This window comes from Peredibacter sp. HCB2-198, assembly GCF_045999315.1.
Taxonomy (GTDB): Bacteria; Bdellovibrionota; Bacteriovoracia; order Bacteriovoracales; family Bacteriovoracaceae; genus Peredibacter.
This window is the reverse complement of record NZ_CP174607.1, coordinates 2028547-2046949: the sequence shown is the minus strand read 5'-3', so window position 1 is coordinate 2046949 and position 18403 is coordinate 2028547. Positions and strand designations below refer to the sequence as shown.

General features: G+C 43.4%; 17 protein-coding genes. 6 read left to right on the top strand and 11 right to left on the bottom strand.

The window, feature by feature from the left end; all coding sequences use genetic code 11:
* Window positions 1-8: 8 nt before the first annotated feature.
* The 6 genes from pheS to ACJVC5_RS10130 all read right to left on the bottom strand — a co-directional run bounded on the left by pheS (window position 9) and on the right by ACJVC5_RS10130 (window position 4653).
* Window positions 9-1049 carry a phenylalanine--tRNA ligase subunit alpha gene (pheS, locus tag ACJVC5_RS10155; protein WP_408095396.1) on the bottom strand — a complete coding sequence of 347 codons (1041 nt, stop codon included), beginning with the start codon at window positions 1047-1049 and terminating at the stop codon, window positions 9-11.
* Between the two features lie 82 nt (window positions 1050-1131).
* Complete coding sequence (locus ACJVC5_RS10150) at window positions 1132-1653, bottom strand: DUF4416 family protein (protein WP_408095395.1); 522 nt, start codon at window positions 1651-1653, stop codon at window positions 1132-1134.
* Window positions 1650-2669 (bottom strand): bifunctional heptose 7-phosphate kinase/heptose 1-phosphate adenyltransferase, encoded by a 1020-nt coding sequence (locus ACJVC5_RS10145; protein WP_408095394.1) that lies wholly within the window; start codon window positions 2667-2669, stop codon window positions 1650-1652. The genes ACJVC5_RS10150 and ACJVC5_RS10145 overlap by 4 nt, the downstream gene beginning before the upstream one ends.
* Window positions 2666-3367, bottom strand: a complete 702-nt coding sequence (cmk, locus tag ACJVC5_RS10140) for a (d)CMP kinase (protein ID WP_408095393.1) — start codon at window positions 3365-3367, stop codon at window positions 2666-2668. The genes ACJVC5_RS10145 and cmk overlap by 4 nt, the downstream gene beginning before the upstream one ends.
* A 37-nt stretch (window positions 3368-3404) precedes the next feature.
* The gene (locus tag ACJVC5_RS10135) at window positions 3405-3728 is read right to left on the bottom strand and encodes a hypothetical protein (protein WP_408095392.1); all 324 of its coding nucleotides are present in this window, start codon (window positions 3726-3728) and stop codon (window positions 3405-3407) included.
* Between the two features lie 79 nt (window positions 3729-3807).
* Window positions 3808-4653 (bottom strand): lytic transglycosylase domain-containing protein, encoded by an 846-nt coding sequence (locus ACJVC5_RS10130; RefSeq protein WP_408095391.1) that lies wholly within the window; start codon window positions 4651-4653, stop codon window positions 3808-3810.
* Window positions 4654-4778: 125 nt separating this feature from the next.
* Between ACJVC5_RS10130 and ACJVC5_RS10125 the strand changes: the two genes are divergently transcribed.
* Genes ACJVC5_RS10125 through ACJVC5_RS10115 form a run of 3 tightly spaced genes read left to right on the top strand, consistent with a single transcriptional unit; the run spans window position 4779 to window position 8220 of the window.
* Window positions 4779-6827, top strand: a complete 2049-nt coding sequence (locus ACJVC5_RS10125) for a thioredoxin domain-containing protein (protein WP_408095390.1) — start codon at window positions 4779-4781, stop codon at window positions 6825-6827.
* The gene (locus tag ACJVC5_RS10120) at window positions 6811-7728 is read left to right on the top strand and encodes a CoA transferase (protein WP_408095389.1); all 918 of its coding nucleotides are present in this window, start codon (window positions 6811-6813) and stop codon (window positions 7726-7728) included. Before ACJVC5_RS10125 ends, ACJVC5_RS10120 begins: the two co-directional genes overlap by 17 nt.
* 18 nt (window positions 7729-7746) lie before the next feature.
* On the top strand, window positions 7747-8220 hold the full coding sequence (locus ACJVC5_RS10115; RefSeq protein ID WP_408095388.1) for an FKBP-type peptidyl-prolyl cis-trans isomerase: 474 nt from the start codon (window positions 7747-7749) through the stop codon (window positions 8218-8220).
* Between the two features lie 59 nt (window positions 8221-8279).
* On the opposite strand, the gene ACJVC5_RS10110 is transcribed toward ACJVC5_RS10115, so the two are convergent.
* Window positions 8280-9263: an enolase C-terminal domain-like protein gene (locus ACJVC5_RS10110; RefSeq protein ID WP_408095387.1), complete on the bottom strand. Its 984-nt coding sequence runs from the start codon at window positions 9261-9263 to the stop codon at window positions 8280-8282.
* Window positions 9260-9868 (bottom strand): YiiX/YebB-like N1pC/P60 family cysteine hydrolase, encoded by a 609-nt coding sequence (locus tag ACJVC5_RS10105; protein WP_408095386.1) that lies wholly within the window; start codon window positions 9866-9868, stop codon window positions 9260-9262. The genes ACJVC5_RS10110 and ACJVC5_RS10105 overlap by 4 nt, the downstream gene beginning before the upstream one ends.
* Before the next feature lie 200 nt (window positions 9869-10068).
* Here ACJVC5_RS10105 and ACJVC5_RS10100 point away from each other — a divergent pair, with 200 nt between their 5' ends.
* From ACJVC5_RS10100 to ACJVC5_RS10090, 3 genes are all read left to right on the top strand, one after another.
* A complete protein-coding gene (locus ACJVC5_RS10100) occupies window positions 10069-12342 on the top strand; it encodes a hypothetical protein (protein WP_408095385.1) in 2274 nt (757 codons plus the stop codon).
* Window positions 12342-13022, top strand: a complete 681-nt coding sequence (locus ACJVC5_RS10095) for a M15 family metallopeptidase (RefSeq protein ID WP_408095384.1) — start codon at window positions 12342-12344, stop codon at window positions 13020-13022. Before ACJVC5_RS10100 ends, ACJVC5_RS10095 begins: the two co-directional genes overlap by 1 nt.
* Window positions 13023-13261: 239 nt before the next feature.
* Window positions 13262-14509, top strand: coding sequence for a hypothetical protein (locus ACJVC5_RS10090; RefSeq protein ID WP_408095383.1), 1248 nt, complete (start codon window positions 13262-13264; stop codon window positions 14507-14509).
* Window positions 14510-14543: 34 nt separating this feature from the next.
* Here the strand turns inward: ACJVC5_RS10090 and ACJVC5_RS10085 are convergent, their stop codons facing one another.
* From ACJVC5_RS10085 to ACJVC5_RS10075, 3 genes are all read right to left on the bottom strand, one after another.
* Window positions 14544-14963: an acyl-CoA thioesterase gene (locus ACJVC5_RS10085; RefSeq protein WP_408095382.1), complete on the bottom strand. Its 420-nt coding sequence runs from the start codon at window positions 14961-14963 to the stop codon at window positions 14544-14546.
* On the bottom strand, window positions 14963-16465 hold the full coding sequence (locus tag ACJVC5_RS10080; protein WP_408095381.1) for a hypothetical protein: 1503 nt from the start codon (window positions 16463-16465) through the stop codon (window positions 14963-14965). Before ACJVC5_RS10080 ends, ACJVC5_RS10085 begins: the two co-directional genes overlap by 1 nt.
* A 184-nt stretch (window positions 16466-16649) precedes the next feature.
* A complete protein-coding gene (locus ACJVC5_RS10075; protein WP_408095380.1) occupies window positions 16650-18386 on the bottom strand; it encodes a hypothetical protein in 1737 nt (578 codons plus the stop codon).
* Window positions 18387-18403 lie beyond the last annotated feature (17 nt).

Sequence of the window (18403 nt, the reverse complement as noted above, 5' to 3'; positions counted from 1 at the left end):
ATTTAGTCCTAGAATGATTTGAATTGAGAGTTGAAACGAAGATCAGCGCCGTGAAGATGACGGATATCATCAATACCGTATCTCATCATCACAAGACGATCGAGACCAAGACCAAAAGCGAAGCCATTGTATTTCTCTGGATCAATACCGCCGGCCTTAAGCACGTTCGGGTGAACCATTCCACATGGAAGAAGCTCTACCCAACCAACTTGCTTACAAACTGAACAGCCCTTACCACCACAGATAAGGCACTTGATATCAAGCTCGAAGCCAGGTTCAACGAATGGGAAGAATCCCGGACGAAGACGAACTTCAACTTCTTTCTTAAAGATTTCAGTTAGAAGTGTTTTCATGAAGTAAATGAGGTTACCCACAGAAACGTTTTCACCTACCATCATACCTTCTAGCTGGTGGAAAACCATCTCGTGAGAAGCATCAGTACGCTCACAACGGAACACTTTACCTGGGCCCACGAAACGGAAAGGCGGCTTACGCTCTTTCATCCCGCGAACTTGAATGGTAGATGTGTGAGTACGAAGAAGGTGCTTTTTATCAGCAAACCAAAAAGTGTCCTGCATATCACGTGCCGGGTGAGTGGCCGGAATATTAAGTGCCTCGAAGTTATGGTAATCATCTTCAATGTGTGGGCCATCGAGAACCTCGAATCCCATTGAAATGAAGATATCTTCGATTTCCTGCTGAATAATTGTTACCGGATGGTAGCCCGCCGCCTGGAGACCTTTTTCCATTACAGAATCAGTAAGGGAAATATCAACTTTGTCTTTTTCCAGACTAGCATTGATGTCGGCCAGCTCTAGCTCCTGCATTTTTTTAGAGAAAAGAGCTTCAATTGATTGCTTCAGCTCATTGGCCTTAGCACCGATGGTTCTTTTTTCTTCTGGAGTGGCGTCCTTCAAATTTTTCATCACGTCAGCAAGAGGACCTTGCTTCCCGATATATTTGGCCTTTAGGTTTAGAAGATCAGCTATTTTGTTTATTGGGCCGAGTTCTTTGGTGAAATCATTGAGTAATGACTCAAGCACTTGCATGGGTATCCTTTGGTAAGTTCGGGAAAAAGGGTACCAAGAGGCCAACTAAATGAAAAGAAGGGAGAAAACTTTGCGCAGACGGTCAGCCATTCAGCTGTTGAAGGAGGTAGGAACGGGCCCAGAGGAAAAATTCTTTTTTCTCCTCGTCCATGTAATCCGGATAAGTCCAAGGGAAAGTCTGCAGTTCGCCCTGATGAAAATAGTAGGTCAAATCCGCGAACATGTTCTGGCCAATGAACACCCGATGAGAAAAGCTTTTGGTGGTGGCGAGAAGAAAGTTTTCCAAGGACAGAAAACCGATATCTACATTCACCATGCGTTTATTGTCTTTTGACCAATTTTCTTCCCACCCAAGACTCTGGAGTTTGGTGGTCAGAAGAAATTCACGAGGTAAAAGTTCAGAAGTTAGGCAGAAGACTCTTTTCAGACCCCCGCCCATCTCTTTTGAATAATAAGTGGCGAGCGGATTGTTTAAAGGAGCGAAGGAGAAACTTTTACCAAATTTCTCCTCCCAGAATTGTACAAGTGAAGTTTCGGAATGAAGATCCGAGCGATAAAGAAAGCTAGCGAATAGGAGACCAGGAGTTGCGACTACTGGTTTCACTGCTTAATAACTTTCCTGAGATTTTGGAAGTACTCACGTAGTTCTTCTTTTGAACAAAGGGCCGTACCACGTTTTTTTACAACCACTCCGGCGGCACAGTTACCTACCCAACCTGCTTCCTCAAGAGTTGCCCCTGAAAGAAGGGCCGAACAAATGGCGGCGATAGTTGTATCACCGGCACCAGAAACGTCGAATACTTCGTTGGCAACTGTTGGGATGATTTTTAAATCACCACCAAGTTTTGTATCGAGCATGGCCATACCGTCAGCACCAAGAGTGATGACTAGTTTTTCAACTTGAAGTTTCTCAACCAGGATATTGGCGATGGTTTCTAGTTTTTTTTCTTTGAAATAACCAAGAGCTTCCACCATTAATTCAGATTCAAGGCGATTTGGTTTTAAAAGAGTTGTGCCTTTATACCAAAGCGGCGGAGTTGAACGAGATGGATCAACTGCGACCAGAAGATTCTTTTCTTTAAATTCTTTGATGATTTTTTGGCAAAGAGCTTCTGAAAACAGACCCTTGCCATAATCTTCGATAATCACACCAGAGTGATTCACCGAAAATTCTTGAATGCGGGTAGAAACTCGACGAGCGATATCTTCCTGAAGAGGATCTTTCGTTTCATAGTCTACGCGGCAAATCTGCTGAGTGGCAGTCGTTACACGTTCTTTATAAGTTGTGTGGCGGGAAGGATCACGAACAAGTCCCCAAGTTTTAAGACCTCTTTCTTCAAGAAGGCTCTCAACCAGGCTGGCACGAGAATCATCTCCAATAACACCACAAAGAGTCGAAGGGACTTCAAGACTCATAAGGTTGTCGCTTACGTTGGCAGCTAGACCGAGCTTGTTCCATTCTTTAGTCACTTCAAGAACCGGAACTGGAGCTTCCGGAGAAATTCTTTTTACGTCTCCAAAAGTATATTTATCCACACCAAGATCACCAACCACCAGAATTGGTTTTAGCGTTTGGAAGTTGAATAGAATTTTTTCAAATTTATCTGAAGTTAAAATCATAACGAACCTTTTCTTTCATTCCACATACCGACGATTTCATCCACGATCTGAGGAATGGACTTACCAGTTGAATCAAGCTCAATACCGTCCTCCGCTTTTTTAAGAGGAGCGATTTCACGATTCATATCTACGTAATCTCTTTCTTTGATATCTTTAAGGATAGTTTCAAAATCCACGTCAGTTTGACCACGAACTTTAAGTTCTTCGGTACGACGGTGTGCTCGTTCTTCTGCCGAAGCAGTAAGAAACACTTTCAAAACCGCGTTCGGGAAAATGACTGTTCCAATATCACGCCCATCAAGGATCGCAGGACGATCTTTCACAATATCTCTTTGCCAGAATTTTAGGAAATCTCTCACCACTTTATGACGTGAAACCTGAGAGGCCAGACGTGAAACGTGGTGTTCACGAATAACATCCGTCAAATTCAAGTTATCTAGGAGTATTAAAACTCCAGGTTCAGGGGCAAATTGGAAACGGTGATCGTGAAAAAATTTTTCAATCAGCTGATTCTCAGCTGGCTCTAATTTTTCTTTCGTGAAATCAATTCCAGTGTGTTGAAGAGCATATGCGGCCGCACGAAACATGGCGCCGGTATCGATATAGATGAGACCAAGCTTGGCAGCAATCATCTTTGCAACAGTTGACTTACCGCTCCCAGAAGGTCCATCAAGTGCTATAACTTGATCTTTTTTCATAAGGCTAAATAATAGGGATTCCGAGGGACTAAGGCAATCAGAAGTCTTTTAAAAACGCGAACTCTTGAGAAAGAGTCATGCGATTAAAGAACTCCGGATGAGAAATTTTAAGAATCAACGGATTCACCATTTCGTACAATTCACGCTTTGGATTTGTTAGGTGACTGAACTGTGACCAAGTCGGATAAGAACCTGGTGCCATTGCCATGGCGTGGTCTTCCATGATGAGTGAAAAGGCCAACAATTCTTTGAGTGAAGAAGCTTTTAATTGTTCTTTGAAAAGATTGAAAATGTCGCGCTCTCTCTCTGGATCATAGTGAGAGTAACGTCCCGTAGTTGCTTTGAACTCCTGAATCTTCATGCACAAATTCCGTCTTTCCCGTACAGTCAGGAAAAATTCGGAATTAAGCTGTGCTAGTGCTTCACGAAGTTGCGAAAGATCAGATTCTCGGGATGAAGGTGACATTCGAATTTTGGCTCAGTGTTTTTGTTATGTGGTAATAAGCCTTTAGTACCTTATTCAGGTAATGGTTATTTTTCCCTACTGGCATGTTGTTCTTAAGCTGGCTCTTCGTCCAGTAAGGTCCCATGTTGTAGGCCACAGTGGCATAGTAGTGGTTATTATTAAAAGCTTCAAGCAAACCTTTTAAATAATAAATACCTACCTCTAGATTTCTGAGTTTCGATACGAGTGGCGAGTAGCCCATATCATAAAAAGATTGTCCGTATTGATAACGAAGATAGTCCTCTCCACGATCTGACTCGAGGAAGATGCCCTTCTCTTTCATCTCAGCAAGAGTCTCCATGTAAGTCTGAGGCATCATTTGCATGAGCCCTCGAGCACCCTTCTTCGAAGTGGCCTCATGCTTAAAGTGCGACTCAGTCCACATCACAGAAAGAACCCAAAAAGGATCCAACTGGTGCTTTTCGCACAGAATGAGAACTGGACGAATAACTTTTTTAACTTTCTTCTGAATCTTTGGAGGGAATAGTTCTACGATGCGGGCCTCTGCCTCATCGTAAGAATTATTCATAAAGAAACTAATGTCTCCGATGAAGAACCCAAGACTGTCGCTCTTAAATCTGTAGGTTTTTTGACGCTTAAATCCAAAATGAAAAGTTTCTGGATAAAGTGCGCGCATAGCGAATGAACCAAACAGCACTAAAGAGAACAGAGGAATTTTGTAGGTGGAGAAGAAAGAGCTGAAGAATGACTTCTTTGGCTTTTCCTCCGCCGAGACGCCTAGGGTCTTAAGGACGCTAGTTTCTCCGGTCGTTTGTTCCATACACCCTCGCTTATATCCAAGCCGGTCTCAAAAAGCAAATTCCCTTGACCAGCTCGGGTAACTCATTGAAGATTAGTAGCAACGATTTTACCACCCCCACAGTCCTCACCAAATTTCGAGGTTTTATGAGTGAAAATAAATTACGTTTTGAGAAATCTTTATACCTCCAACAACATGCTGAAAATCCGATTCACTGGAACGCTTATGGCGAACAACCCCTTAATAAGGCTAAAGAGCTAAATAAGCTCATATTTCTGTCAATCGGCTACTCTTCGTGCCACTGGTGTCATGTTATGGCACATGAATCTTTTGAGAATGTGGAAACAGCTAATTATCTCAATGAGAACTTCATCTCGATCAAAATTGATCGTGAAGAATATCCTGATCTGGATCACTACTATCAAACGGCGGCTTCAATTCTTACAGGTCGTGGTGGATGGCCACTGAATGTGTTTCTTACTCCAGATGGGAAACCTTTTTTCGCCGGCACGTACTTTCCCAAAGTCGGTCGCCAAGGCATGCCAAGCTTCATGGATGTTCTGAAAGAAATCAACGAATCCTATAAAGCGGATCCAGCGAAAATCCAAGAGAACGCCAAGAATCTGGTGGAAGAAATTAAAAAACCTTCAAAACTTGAAAAGAAAATTGAGTTCCAGGGACACTTCCCTGCTCCGTCAGCAATCATGAACGCCCTTAAAAATTATGCTGACACAAAAAATGGTGGATACGGACAAGCTCCGAAGTTCCCGCATTTTTCTTTCTATGAATGGGCCTGTGAACAGATTCTTGAAGGAATGATTCCACAAGAGCAAGGACAACATATTGTTGAGACCCTCGAAAAAATGATGATGGGTGGATTGTTTGATCAGGTGAAAGGTGGGATTCACCGTTATTCTACTGATGACAAATTCATGGTGCCTCACTTCGAGAAGATGCTTTACGATCAAGCGGGACTGCTTAAAGTGCTTTCGAAACTTAGCCAGTTCTATCCATCCCCAGTTGTGTTTGATGGAATTCTTCAGACCCTGGACTATCTTAAAACCGAGATGGTGTCTGATGATGGTTACTTCTTTAGCGCCCAGGACGCCGATTCAGAAGGGACTGAAGGGCTTTACTTCACGTTCTCAAAGGAAGAATTTGAAGCGAGCTTCGAAGATGCTCCACCTGAACAGAAAATTAAACTTGATCAGTATCTGACCATGTTCAATATCACTGAAAAAGGAAACTTTGAGCACGGTCTTAATGTCATTTCACTAAATCCGGCCCAGAAAGAGAAGTTCTATACTCCGGATGGTTGGCAGGAAGTACGTGATATTCGTCGTCGTCTCCTTGAGCAAAGAAAACTTCGTATTCCACCTGCGACGGACCGTAAGGGTCTTTCGAGCTGGAACTATATGCTACTTTCGGCACTCACTGATGTGGTTCAGTACTGCCCAATCGATGCCATTCAACATCAGGCGGTTCAGCTCATTCAACAAACAGTTGAAGGCTGCTTAAAACAATTCATCAAGATGGATGAGGCCAGCGGCAGACACTTGATGAAGCATACGAACACCATTGATAAGCAACCCCTTTATCTTGAAGACTATGTGAACTTCTGTGAGTCGCAATTAAGACTTTATGAGATCACTGGTAATGAAATCTTCAAGAAAAACGCACTTGAGTCTCTCGATTTCACTCTCGCTAATTTTGTTAAAGGCAGTGAAATCTATTCGACGAATATTGCGAACAAGAATCCGGGGATTGAAAATCTTCCAGCGCCATTGTTTGATCAGTCGTACCGCTCTTCCAGCATGACACTTGTTCATCTTCTTACAAGATGTAGTGTGTTTAAGCCCGAACTATCACCTGAAGTATTGTTTAAAGACAAGTATGCTGAATTTGCTCAGTTCATTCTGACAAATCCACTGGGTCATGGAGAAGGTCTCCGTGCCATGACTTACCCACTTAACATTTTCCGTAAAGTGGAAGTCCCTCTTGAGTGGCTTGAGAAGCCAGAGTTCCTTGAAATCAGAAATCATTTCTTCTCTCGTTTCGTGATGGACTATCACAAGCGTGGAGATGATTCGTTCCAGATTTGTACGAAGGAAGCTTGTGAAGTGACAAATAAGGGCATCCAAAAGTTTCAGGAACTGTTTAAAATGAAAGAAAATCAAAATGCTGAAGGGAATTAAGATTCTCGATTTCACTCACCGACTTCCAGGACCTCTGGCCGGAAAAATTCTTTCTGACCTGGGTGCTGAAGTCATTAAAGTGGAAGACATCAAGCACAAAGATCCATTTCTTTCGGGAATGTTTTCTGAATTCGATCAGAGTTTTGAGTCCTGGTATGAGGAACTGAATAGGAATAAAAAAGTTCTTCGTCTGGATTTTAAAGATCCGAATACGAAGACCGAAATCCAAAAGCTTTTAGAGGGTACTCAGGGACTGCTCTTGTCGTTATCTCCAAAACTTAAAGCAAGTTTGGGGCTGGATGATGAATCTCTCAAAACACGTAATGTTGCCGTGGTGGAACTTGAGGCCTCTTCAACTCACAATAAGGCCATGCATGACCTTAATGCCTTGGCGATTAGCGGTTATTTGTCACTTCATGTGGCCCATGAGACCGATGCGATTGTAGCTCCTCCGTTCTTGCCGGTGGCCGGAATTGCTTTCGGACAACAGGTGGCGACACAAATGTTGGCGAACATCATCGAAGCTTCTCGCTCAAAGGGATTCGTCAAATCAGTCAGTTATCTTCATGACACTGCGGATTCAATTCTTCATCCATTCTGGTCAAAGACGCTGCGTGACCAAAAAAAGACGAAATTCCTGCATAATGGGGCCTATCCATGCTACTCTCTCTACCGAACTCAGGACGGTCAATACGTAGCGGTCGCAGCTGTAGAAGAGAAATTCTGGACAGACTTAATTGCGACGTTTGGAATTAATCTTCCACTTGAAAGAAGATTCGAAACAAAAGAAGAAGCTTTTAATATCGTTGCGAGTACGTTTGCCAAACTAACGACCGACGAGATAGAAAGAAAATCTCAAAATAAAGAACTGTGTTTATCAATAGTCAGAAAGATTAGCTGACGAAAAATTGGAGAACTTATGAAACGTGTTATTGGCTTCCATTACACCCTTACTGACAAGTCTGGCCAAACTCTAGACTCTTCTATCGGTGATGAGCCTCTTTACTTCCTAGAAGGCGCTCAGCAAATCATTCCTGGCCTTGAGTCTGTTATCGCTCTTATGAATGTTGGCGATAAACGTAAAATCGAAGTTAAAGCAGCTGATGCTTACGGCGATATCAATCCAGAACTAGTTGTTAAAGTTAAAAAGACTCAGTTCCCTCCTGGTGCTGAACTTAACGTTGGCGATCAGTTCCAAGTTAACAACGACGCTCACTCTCCAGTTTTCACAATCATGGCGATTGACTCTGATGAAGTAACTGTTGATGGTAACCATCCAATGGCCGGCAAAGATCTATTCTTTGACGTTGAAATCGTTGGTATGCGTGAAGCTACGAAAGAAGAGATGTCTCATGGGCATGCTCATGGTGCTCACGGACATGGTCACCACTAATTTCAAACAAAATATTGGAATTATCGAAGGCGCACGAAAGTGCGCCTTTTTTTATGCTCTTAATTTAGAGTAAGAAGACCATCAGATTCGCCAACAAGTTTAAATGGCTCATCTTTGATAAGAAGAAATCCATCCAGGTCTACGTATTCCACCATTCCGCCGAAAAGCATTCCGTAAGAGATACCAATCGTCGTTTCGATCATACAGCCCATCATGGCCGTCATGTTATGTTTCTTAGCATCGAGAAGAAGTTCTTTGGCCTTTAGAAGTGAACCGGTCTTCATGAGCTTAATATTCACAGCATGGAACTGTTGAGAAAGTTCATTAAAGTCGCCCACATCTTCAATTGATTCATCGGCGAGAAGCTTATAGGGAGTTTGTTTTTTAAGCTCTTTGTATTCCCTCACCATGGAAGATGGGAACGGCTGCTCAATAAGCTCAATGTTCATGCCTTTAAGTGTTTCCTGAAAGCGCATAAATTGATCCAGGTCTTTCCATCCTTCGTTGGCGTCCACACGAAGAGGAACATTCGTATGCTTTCTGATTTCATGAAGCATCTCAGTACCAGTTTCCGCATCAACTTTAATCTTTAGTGATTTAAAACGAGTTAGAGGGGCAAGATAATCTTTGATCTCGCCTATGGGTGTAATTGGCATCGAAAAAGATGTAGCAACAGGAACAGGTCTAGGAAGGGCCAAAAAAGTAGAAAGGTCCTGGTTATTAAGGACCGCAAGATAACTCATGAAAGCGGATTCAATACCAAAGCTAAGCGAATGGAAAAGTTTTACCTTCGCAAGGTTTTGGACCAGAGCTGGAATCGTTTTAATTGATTTAATATCAACTTGCGTGGCCCAAGAAACAAACTGATCTTCAATCGTTTCAGGCGTTTCACCATAACGACTGTTCGGAGCGATTTCTGACTTAAAGTTACCGATGTCAGTATCCAAATGAACTATGAAATTCTTTTTAAAGGTGGTCTGATTTCTAGAAAGTTTCCAATTCACCTTTAAATCTAAGTGAATCTTCTCTAACCAGATCTTCATAGTTTTCCTACTTCGTAAAATAAATGAGACTTTTCATAATCAGGAGGAGCATTTCCCATTTTCCCATCTGGTGGGTTACCGTTGAAGTAACGAATCCAATGCTCACGATAAACATCATATTTCATGATCTTCGTAGGAAGCTTTATCCCTAAAAATGAAGTCAGAAATTTTGTGATGAGTTCTGAGCAGTAAAATTTCTCAAGCCCATTTTCATCATAGTTGTCCCAAAGGAAATCACGATCATAGGGATGGTTGGCAAAGTTGTCTTGGAAGTGACGAAAAAATTCAACTCTATAAGTTTGAAGGTAATTCACAATAGACTGATCTCTGAAGCGTCTATGAGAAACTTTCTGACCTTTTTCTGTATGGGTCATGAACTCGGCCAAAGTCGATACGCGAACAGCGCCTAATGCTTCCACGACTTTTACTTCTGGAGTTGTTTGAACCACCACCGCCATATGTGAATAGATAGAACCTTCCTGGGCCTCAATAAGTGAGCAGGTCCAGCAGTTTAATGGCTGAAGGAGAATGTCCCCCACTTTTAGGTCAATGGCCCAAGAGGAGAACGGTATCGTGAGGATTAATGCCAGAATGAGCTTATTCATAAATGCCAACTTTTAAAGTCAACATTCTAGCCTTCTCGAATTAATAAGCCCATTCCATTCTTGCGCTATAACTCGTTGATTTTTAAAGGGTCTTTAAGCCCTCAAAACTTAAGAACTTAAAGGGAAAAGTCTGCGCTCTAGGGAGGACTATTGGGGCAAGTTATAATGATTCAAATAGTTTGAATGACAACGAGGACCGTATGAAAAGATTCTTCAGCCTACTAAGCCTGTTACTGTGTTTTGAACTCATTGTGAGTCCAGTGGCACCGTCGCTCAGTCTACTAGGACAAGAAGCTCATGCTGAAAGTTGTCCCTCTGGTTTTACCTGGGACGCAAATCTCAATCGCTGTTTAACGGCAACAGAAACCGCGAACGTGATGAATGCCACGGCCAATTGTAATGGCGATGTTGAATGTTATAAGCAAAATGCTCAGCAAGCTTTTCAAAAACAAGTGAATGAAGGAAAAGCGCCGGAGAGAAAAGAAAACAATCAATTCATGAGTACTGTCGGAGGGATCGCGGCGATCGCAGGCCCAGTCACTTTCGCAGCGGCAGGAATGGCAAGTAATATGAGTACGTGTACGGCCGCGTCTTTCTGGGCAATGGTCGGCGGTTCGGCCGCTCTCGTTGCTGGTGATATGCTGGCAAACTTTCAACACAAGAAAAGACTAAAAGCGATCAAAGATGATTGGGGAAAAATTGTTAACCCTGAACAAGCTGGGGGAGACAAAGATAAAGAAAGAGAAATTAGTATTGAGGCACAAAGCCAGTCCTTCGAGATGCTAGCACGAGCAGAAGATTCATTAGCGAAAGCCGCTAAGATGAAAAAAACCTTCTTCTTAGTTGCAACTCTTGCCTATGCTGCCGCCGGAGTGATTGCGGGGATTGAGATCGCAGCAGGTGCTGCTTCTGGTGGTCTTAAAACGGCAGCAGGTGATATTTGTAAGCCATCATCTCCTGCAACAGGCTTCAATCCTCCACTGAAAACAGAAGAGAGTTTATATGCTGCTTATGGAAAACCTACTGCTGAACTTCAAATTGTAAATAAGCAGTTCCTTTACAACATTAATGAGTCTACCGACCTCGCCTCTTTTGTCATGAATCAAAAGGCGATTGAAGTTCAATTATCTTCTCCATCAGAAGATGAGTACTATGCAGTAAAGAAAGCTTTTGCAGAATCTGGCCTGAACGATGACTCTTTCTTTAGCACATTTAAGAGCTATACTGTTTCTTTCGTAAAAAATATCAATCCCATCAGCAATGCCTATGCTGAAACCGATTCAAATGCCGCCAAATCCTATAAAGAAGATGATGCAAAAAGTTCTAATATTCTTCTTACCGCTGGTTTAGGAGCAGGTATTGGTCTCGCTGCTGGTTTCGCTCTTAAAGGGAAAAAAATTATAGAAAAGCCTCTTGTATCGCCTATTTCAAGAGCAGCATTTTCCGGTGTCATGGCCATCTGGACCGGAATTATGGCAAGCCATGCAGGTAAACAGGCCGAAGCTTCAACCAAACGTGCAGAACTTCTTAGAAAGATGAAAGATGATTTTGCTTCTGCATCAGGTGCTATTTACGCTTGTAAATCAGAAGACCGAAATGATCCTTCAAAACCAAATTGTTACTGTTATACGGCCGAGAACCAAAGAAATGCGAATCGTGGAAACTCTCAGGTTTGCCAGAAGCTTTGGACCGGAAGAGATTTCACGGCCGGTAATTACAACAACCTTGCATCAACCAGTTCGAAAACTTGTATCAATAGCGCTGGTGCCGCTGATTCTGCCTGTACTTGTAAAACTTCGAAAGGCGGCTGTATGAAGGTAAGCCTTTCAAGTCTTAAAGGAGTAAGTCCAGGAACCTTCTCAATGCTTTCACAGTCTCTTGATCCAGTTAATAAAATCGCGGATGGTTCAGTCGATGCTGCGAACATTAACTCTGCTAATTTAGAAAATCAGGCAGCAAGAATGCTTGATGTGAACAAGAAGATGGAAAACAGTAAGGGCCTAGCAGCTTCTAAGAAGGCACGTGATAATGCAAGAAATGACATTGTTAATAAATTGAAGAACGCCAGTGCAGGAGCTCCGAGCGGCAGCTTACTTGGTAGTTCTGGATCTTCACAAATGCCTACCAACGCCGGTGAAGCGGCGGCCATGCTTGAAAAAGAAGTGGAAGATACTGAGATCAACAAGGTCGGCGGAAACGCTGGTTCTCTTGCAGCTCCAGAGTCAGGTTCATCTAATGATCCAGGACTTGATTTCGGTCTGACTGCCGATCAAGCTGTGGCCCAGGAAAATCAACTGGCCGAAGTGATGAAACAAGATCTGGACTATGGTCAAAGTGATATTAACCAAGGTTCAACGACCAATATCTTTGAAGTTTTAAGTAATCGTTATCAACGTAGTGGTATGAGACGTCTCTTCGATGAAAAAGGTGTCACGCAACCGGAAAAAGCAGCTTCGACTGATATCTCTCAATAATGAACATAGATATCCTACTTGGAAAAACAACTGAACACTTAGTGCCCCTTCCGGGCACTAAGTTTTTAATCCATAAGCTTATGCTTCAAGATTTTCTTCAACTGCAAAAAGAAGCGAAGGAAGAAGGTTTTGATCTGCAAGTCATCAGCGCCTTTAGAGATTATGAAAGACAATTGAAGATCTGGAATCTCAAGGCCAGTGGGCAACGTCAGCTAATTGATGATCAAGAACGCCCGTTAGAATTTTCTAAACTCTCCCCGCTTGAAGTCATGTGGGCCATTCTCAGATGGTCGGCGCTCCCAGGATGCTCACGTCATCACTGGGGCACAGATATAGACGTCTATGATGGAAATACGCAAACAGCGGAGGAAGTAAAACTTGTCCCTTCCGAAACTGTGGGCGAAGGTCCATCGGCCAGGCTTCATGAATGGCTTGATTCACGAATGAGCACCAATAATGCTTTTGGATTTTATCGTCCCTACGCCACTGATCGCGGAGGAGTTTCTCCTGAGAGATGGCACATTAGCTATCACCCACTCTCACGTCGTTGCCTTGATAATTTCACCTTCTCACTCTTTAAAAGAAATCTTGAGGAAAGCGACATTCTTCTTAAAGAGCAATTACTCGAGAACGCAGATGAGATATTTCAGCGTTATTTTCTTAACGTAGACCTTCCTTAAGATCTATTTCAGGGTCATTGTGACTCCGAATTATGGGTGCGATCTGATACTTCTTACATGACAAGAAGTTAGTGAGATTTTTTTTGAAGTTATTCCCCTTCCATTTCATTAATGTTTCTACTTACTTAGAGTGCTGTCGTTAGTGGTCATCAACGCTGTAAGTAAAATCTCGTTCAATAACCCATTTGAAATCGGTACAAAAATATCATCAATTACTTTCTCATGAATGGAGAGACGTCATGAAAACATTAACCGCGTTCGTATTCTTGTTGTCTACGCTCGTCGTACATCAAGATGTAGAGGCCCAGACTCGTGGACCTCGCTACAATCCACCATCTGGTGGAAGCCGTCCAAGTCCGTCGCGTCCGTCACCAGGTCCTTCTCGTACAACGCCTTCTAGACCAACTCCTCCACCGTCGACTCCTCGTGGTCCACGTTATAATCCGTCTCCATCAAGACCGACCCCAACGCCTTCGAGACCAACTCCAAGTCGTCCGGAAACACGTCCAGCGCCACGTCCTACACCTGGCAACACAACTGGTGGTTATACACCGGCACCTCGTCCAACTGGACCTCGTTATAATCCAACTCCGAGACCGACTCCGGGAACACCTACAACTCGCCCAGCTCCGCGTCCTAGACCAGGAACTACTGGCGGTTATACACCGGCCCCTCGTCCAACTGGTCCTCGCTATAATCCAACTCCGAGACCGACTCCAAGACCAACTCCTGGAACTGGTACGTATCGTCCGAATCCGCGTCCGACAGGGCCTCGTTATAACCCAGCTCCAAGATATCGCGTTCCTGGATACAATCGCCCAGTGGGCCCTCGTTACAATCCACCGAGACCAACAACAGTAACTCGTCGTCCGGTTGTGACTTATCGTCCGATCCGAACAAACTACGGTACTCGTTACTATCACCGTCCATATGGTTACACACCAGTTCGTTATGTAACGTACTATCACGCTCCTTACGCTACTCCGTACTACAGCACAATTCGTTACTACCGTACCTATGACTGGTATACTTATGTTTATCGTACTCATCCAAACTATGTTTACGCTCACTGGATTTTCTATCCAGCGACTGGTTACAACAATGGTTACTGGACAATCGATAACTACCCTTACTATGTGTACAATGGTTACAGATACCGTTACTCAACAAACGATTACTGTAACTACCAACTCGTAGATCAAAATGATCACCGAGTGGTTCAAACTTATTGGAACCAAATCTGTAACACTGGTTATGACTCTTGTTCTTATGAGCGTGACCGTTTAAATGCTCAGATGGATGAATACCGTTACTTCTGTTCTGAGACATATCGTGACTATGGATACGATACAACGACACCGAGCTACGATGATAATTACTACGGTTCAGAAAATGACAACACATGCTCAGACAACAATCGAGATGGCATGTGCGATGATTATGAAAATACCTGCACTGATGCAAACAGTGATGGGTATTGCGACTAAGACCAAAAACGAAGGGCCCGAAATCGGGCCCTTTTTATTTTACATTAACTCCACAAGCTCTTAACCAATCATCATTCGCCGCAATCAGCTTCCGCTCTTTCATATCAAAGAAGCCCACCGTAAACGTGGCCTCTGAAGCGACTTTTCCATCGGCCTTGATCATCGACTGCTCAAGCACCATAATTTTAGGACTCACAATCTCGACTGCACGAGAAAGAATTTTGATGGTCTCACGATTCTTTAATTCACGTTTAAAGCGCACTTGAAGATCAAGAATGACAGGACCAATCTGGTGCTTTTGCACGTAATCCAGTCCGAATCCATTTTTGGTAATAAAGTCCCAGCGGGCCTCTTCATACAACTGCACATAGGCGGCGTTGTTTACATGGCCGAAGCTGTCGAGGTGAAATTCACGGATGAGCACCTCGTACTCAAATTGGATATTTTCGTTCATTACTCTAGATTATTCGCTTCAATCCGTTTGTCAGCTTGAATTTGTCCATATCGCTTCGAAATCTTTTGGAACAGACCAGAGGCCGCGCCATCAATATCACCTGAAGCAATCGAACGATCTTCTTCAATCCCACCGCTTGATTTCGCATCAAACAGACTGGCAAATGGGTTCTTGTCTTCTTTACCACCTTTGATCGCTGAGAAGCCTCCACCACCAGCGGAGTTATAGTTACCAGAGGCCTTGGTTGCTTTTAAGCTCGCCTCTTTGTCCCCATCTTTTTCAGCAGCAGCAAGGTCACTTCCGAGTGAAGCTGAACCACCACCGCCTCCACCACCAACTCCACCGCCTCCGCTTCCTGGAGCACTACCAGGTTGCACAGAAGCCGCAGCTGCCGGATCGAGAATGCCATTGGCCTTCTTTGCTTCATCTTCAAATGGAGAATTTACACCGGCCACAGTGTCAGTTGGTAAATTAGAAGCTTCACCTTCTTCACCAAACTCACCTGTACCTGCGCCCATATCAAAAGAGTTATTTCCAGAACCGCTTCCGAATGAGAAATCACCACCGGTATAAGATTCACCGGCAACACGGTTACCAGGTTTCGCACATGCTGGATCAGTGGGATTGAATGCACAACGTGCAACCATCACGTCTTCAGGTTCTTGTTCAACTGCTGCCTTTGCCTTCTCAACTGTATTGGCCGAAGTATCATATTGTTTCATGGCAATACCAGCGGCAAGGCCCTTGGCGGTATACATTGTAATGGCCTGAATAAGAGCGGACTTTTGATCTTTGTTAATTGAAATTGTGCCTAAGTTTTTATCAAACGTTTCTTTACACGCTTTTTGATCAGTATTTCCTTCACAGGCCTTTTTAAAAAGATCTTTATCTGAAGGCCATCTTGCATAAGTCGTCCCTAGGGCCGCAACAGCAGCTGAGAAGGCCAACATTTTTTCTTGCTGCATTTGCTTTTGGTGTTTATTACTTTCAATGGCCGCATCAAACATTCCCGTTTGAGCATCGCCTTGTGCAAGTTTTTTATTGGCTTCTTTCTGAATGTTCGTATTTTTAACGTCGGTTCTGATTTGTTGTTGAAGTTCCATCGCAGCTTCAGCGTTCACCACAAAATTCAATGCCGAAGCAGCAGTTTTACAGGCCTCAAAATCCATTGTATAACCAGCGGTCTTTTTACACTGAATTTCACCTTTCATCGAAGACACTGGTCCATCTTGATCAGGAAGGTCTCCGCCCTGTGCTTTATCCACAAAGCTTTTTAGGATCATACACTCTTTAATGGAAGGATCAGTTTCTGCCTTTGTTTTGAGCTCTTCAGCTGGCAATTTTAAAGTGGCGTGACACTCAGCTGCCTTCGTTACCGTTGGCAAACGATGATTCCCATTACCGTTATTATTTCCATTGCCGTTGTTGTTTCCATTTCCCTGTGCAAAAGCAGAAAGAGAAATTCCCATAATCACTAAGACGGCCAGAGTTTTCATATTCATAAAATTCTCTTTTAAAATATCCTATTGGGCTTATCGGATACTTAGTTAAAATCTTGATTTAATTATAAATCTGATCACTTTTTAGACCTACCTGAGCTGAGACAAATCGTTGAAAATTCAAGTGGTTAGACAATAAAAAAGCCCCTGTTAGAGGGGCCTTTATGACTTAGAAACTTGGCACTTATTAGTTGGCCGGGGCAGGAGCCGCCATTGGTGGATTGATCTCTTTACGCTGGAAGAACTTGTTGTAGTTCAGGAAGTAGCGATTTGAGACCTGCTTAAAGATTGATGATTCACTCTCTCCTGAAATATCACCTTGCGCGGTCGTGAAGTTCATTTCATTTGATTCTGCTTTTTTCGCTCCCAAAATTCCTAGGGCCTCTTCAGCATTGGCCACACCAAGAGAGTCTTCTGTGATTGAGCTAAGGGCCGAGGCCTCTGAACCAATTGGAGTGACTTCTTGAGCAGGAGCTTCTGCCGCCTTCGCCACTTCTCCATTTAAATCACTGGCGGCAGTATCCACTGGTGATACTGAGGCCTCACCTGAACCTTTCGAGGCCGAGCTCATATCTCCAAGACCGGCCACAGTATAGTTACCAGCTCCTGGGGTCTGCTTATTAATGGCATCGTTAAGAGCTGTTACTTGTCTTTGTAATTCTGCATTCACATCAATTGGTTTCTTGCCTTCTTTTTTCATCTGATCATTTATTTTCTTCATGAGACTGTCTTTAACAGCGTCCATTCTACTGGCCATGCTGGCAAGCTCACCGGCCGCAAGGTCTGCTTTACCCATGTCTCCATCAGCTACAGCTTGACCCATGTCAGTTGCAAGATTTGAAACAGATTTTAGAGTTGGAAGATTCATGTTTGCTTCAAATTTAGGACGAACAAGCTTGATTGAATTTTTACATCCATTCTCTGAATAGCTCATGGCCCCATCGCTTCCGCGAGAGAAACATTGTTTTTTGACTTCTGTTCCTTGAGCAAGCTTATTTATCTCATAAGTCTTCTTAGTAGGGTCCGTACCATCTGTACCGTCTGTACCATTGGCATTTGCCCCTGCTGCATTATCAGTCGAAGAACCTTCTGCAAGTTGGGTGGTTGTTTGACTGGCGGCCTTGAATGCATCTCTGACCTTTTCTAAGTCAGCCAGTCGCTTCTTAGACTCACTTTCTTCTTTCGCAAGTTCGCTATCAATCATCATTACCAATGCTGTGGCCGCAGCAAAGAAAGCAATACGACCAGGGGCCGTACTTAAAATCGAAATGGCCTTATCTGCTATTTCAGCACCAATACCAACTCTCGATAAAACTTCTTTTACAACAAAGCCTAAGGCCGCACTGATAGCAAAGCCTTTCAAAGTACCGCCTGAACTCATTGCTGCCCCATAGGCCAAGCCGATTGCACTGACCATAGGCATATGGCTTTGATCAGGCATACAAGCAGCTTCCCATGATTTAAAAATTGGTGGGGATTGCATAACAATTTCCAGAGCGGCCATAGCAGTTGCTGCTGCATAAATCGCTTTAGTGGCCATCATCCACTTACGACGCTTTTGAATAAATGAAAGAGTTGATTTTTCGTCTTTAATTCGTTCTTCGATGGCGGCCATTTGATAATCGCCACCCTCTTTCATATTTGCTTTTAATTGATCCAAGCTTTGGGCCTGAGACTCTACATCTTTGGTCTTTTTCTTACCTCCGGCCACTTCAGCAGCAACGAAGACAATACTGCCGGCCATATAAATGAGGATAGAGGGCTGAGTTGAAGCGAGTTTACACTTCGTAATGACCGCTGCTCCTACTACACCGTTAGCAATCCCGAGAATCTGCTTAGCGATACCACCAGCACCAGCATGGGCCACCGGCACAGGAGCGATGATTAAACTTAGACTCAAAATGACTGCAAATAATTTTTTCATACAATTATTTTATCTTG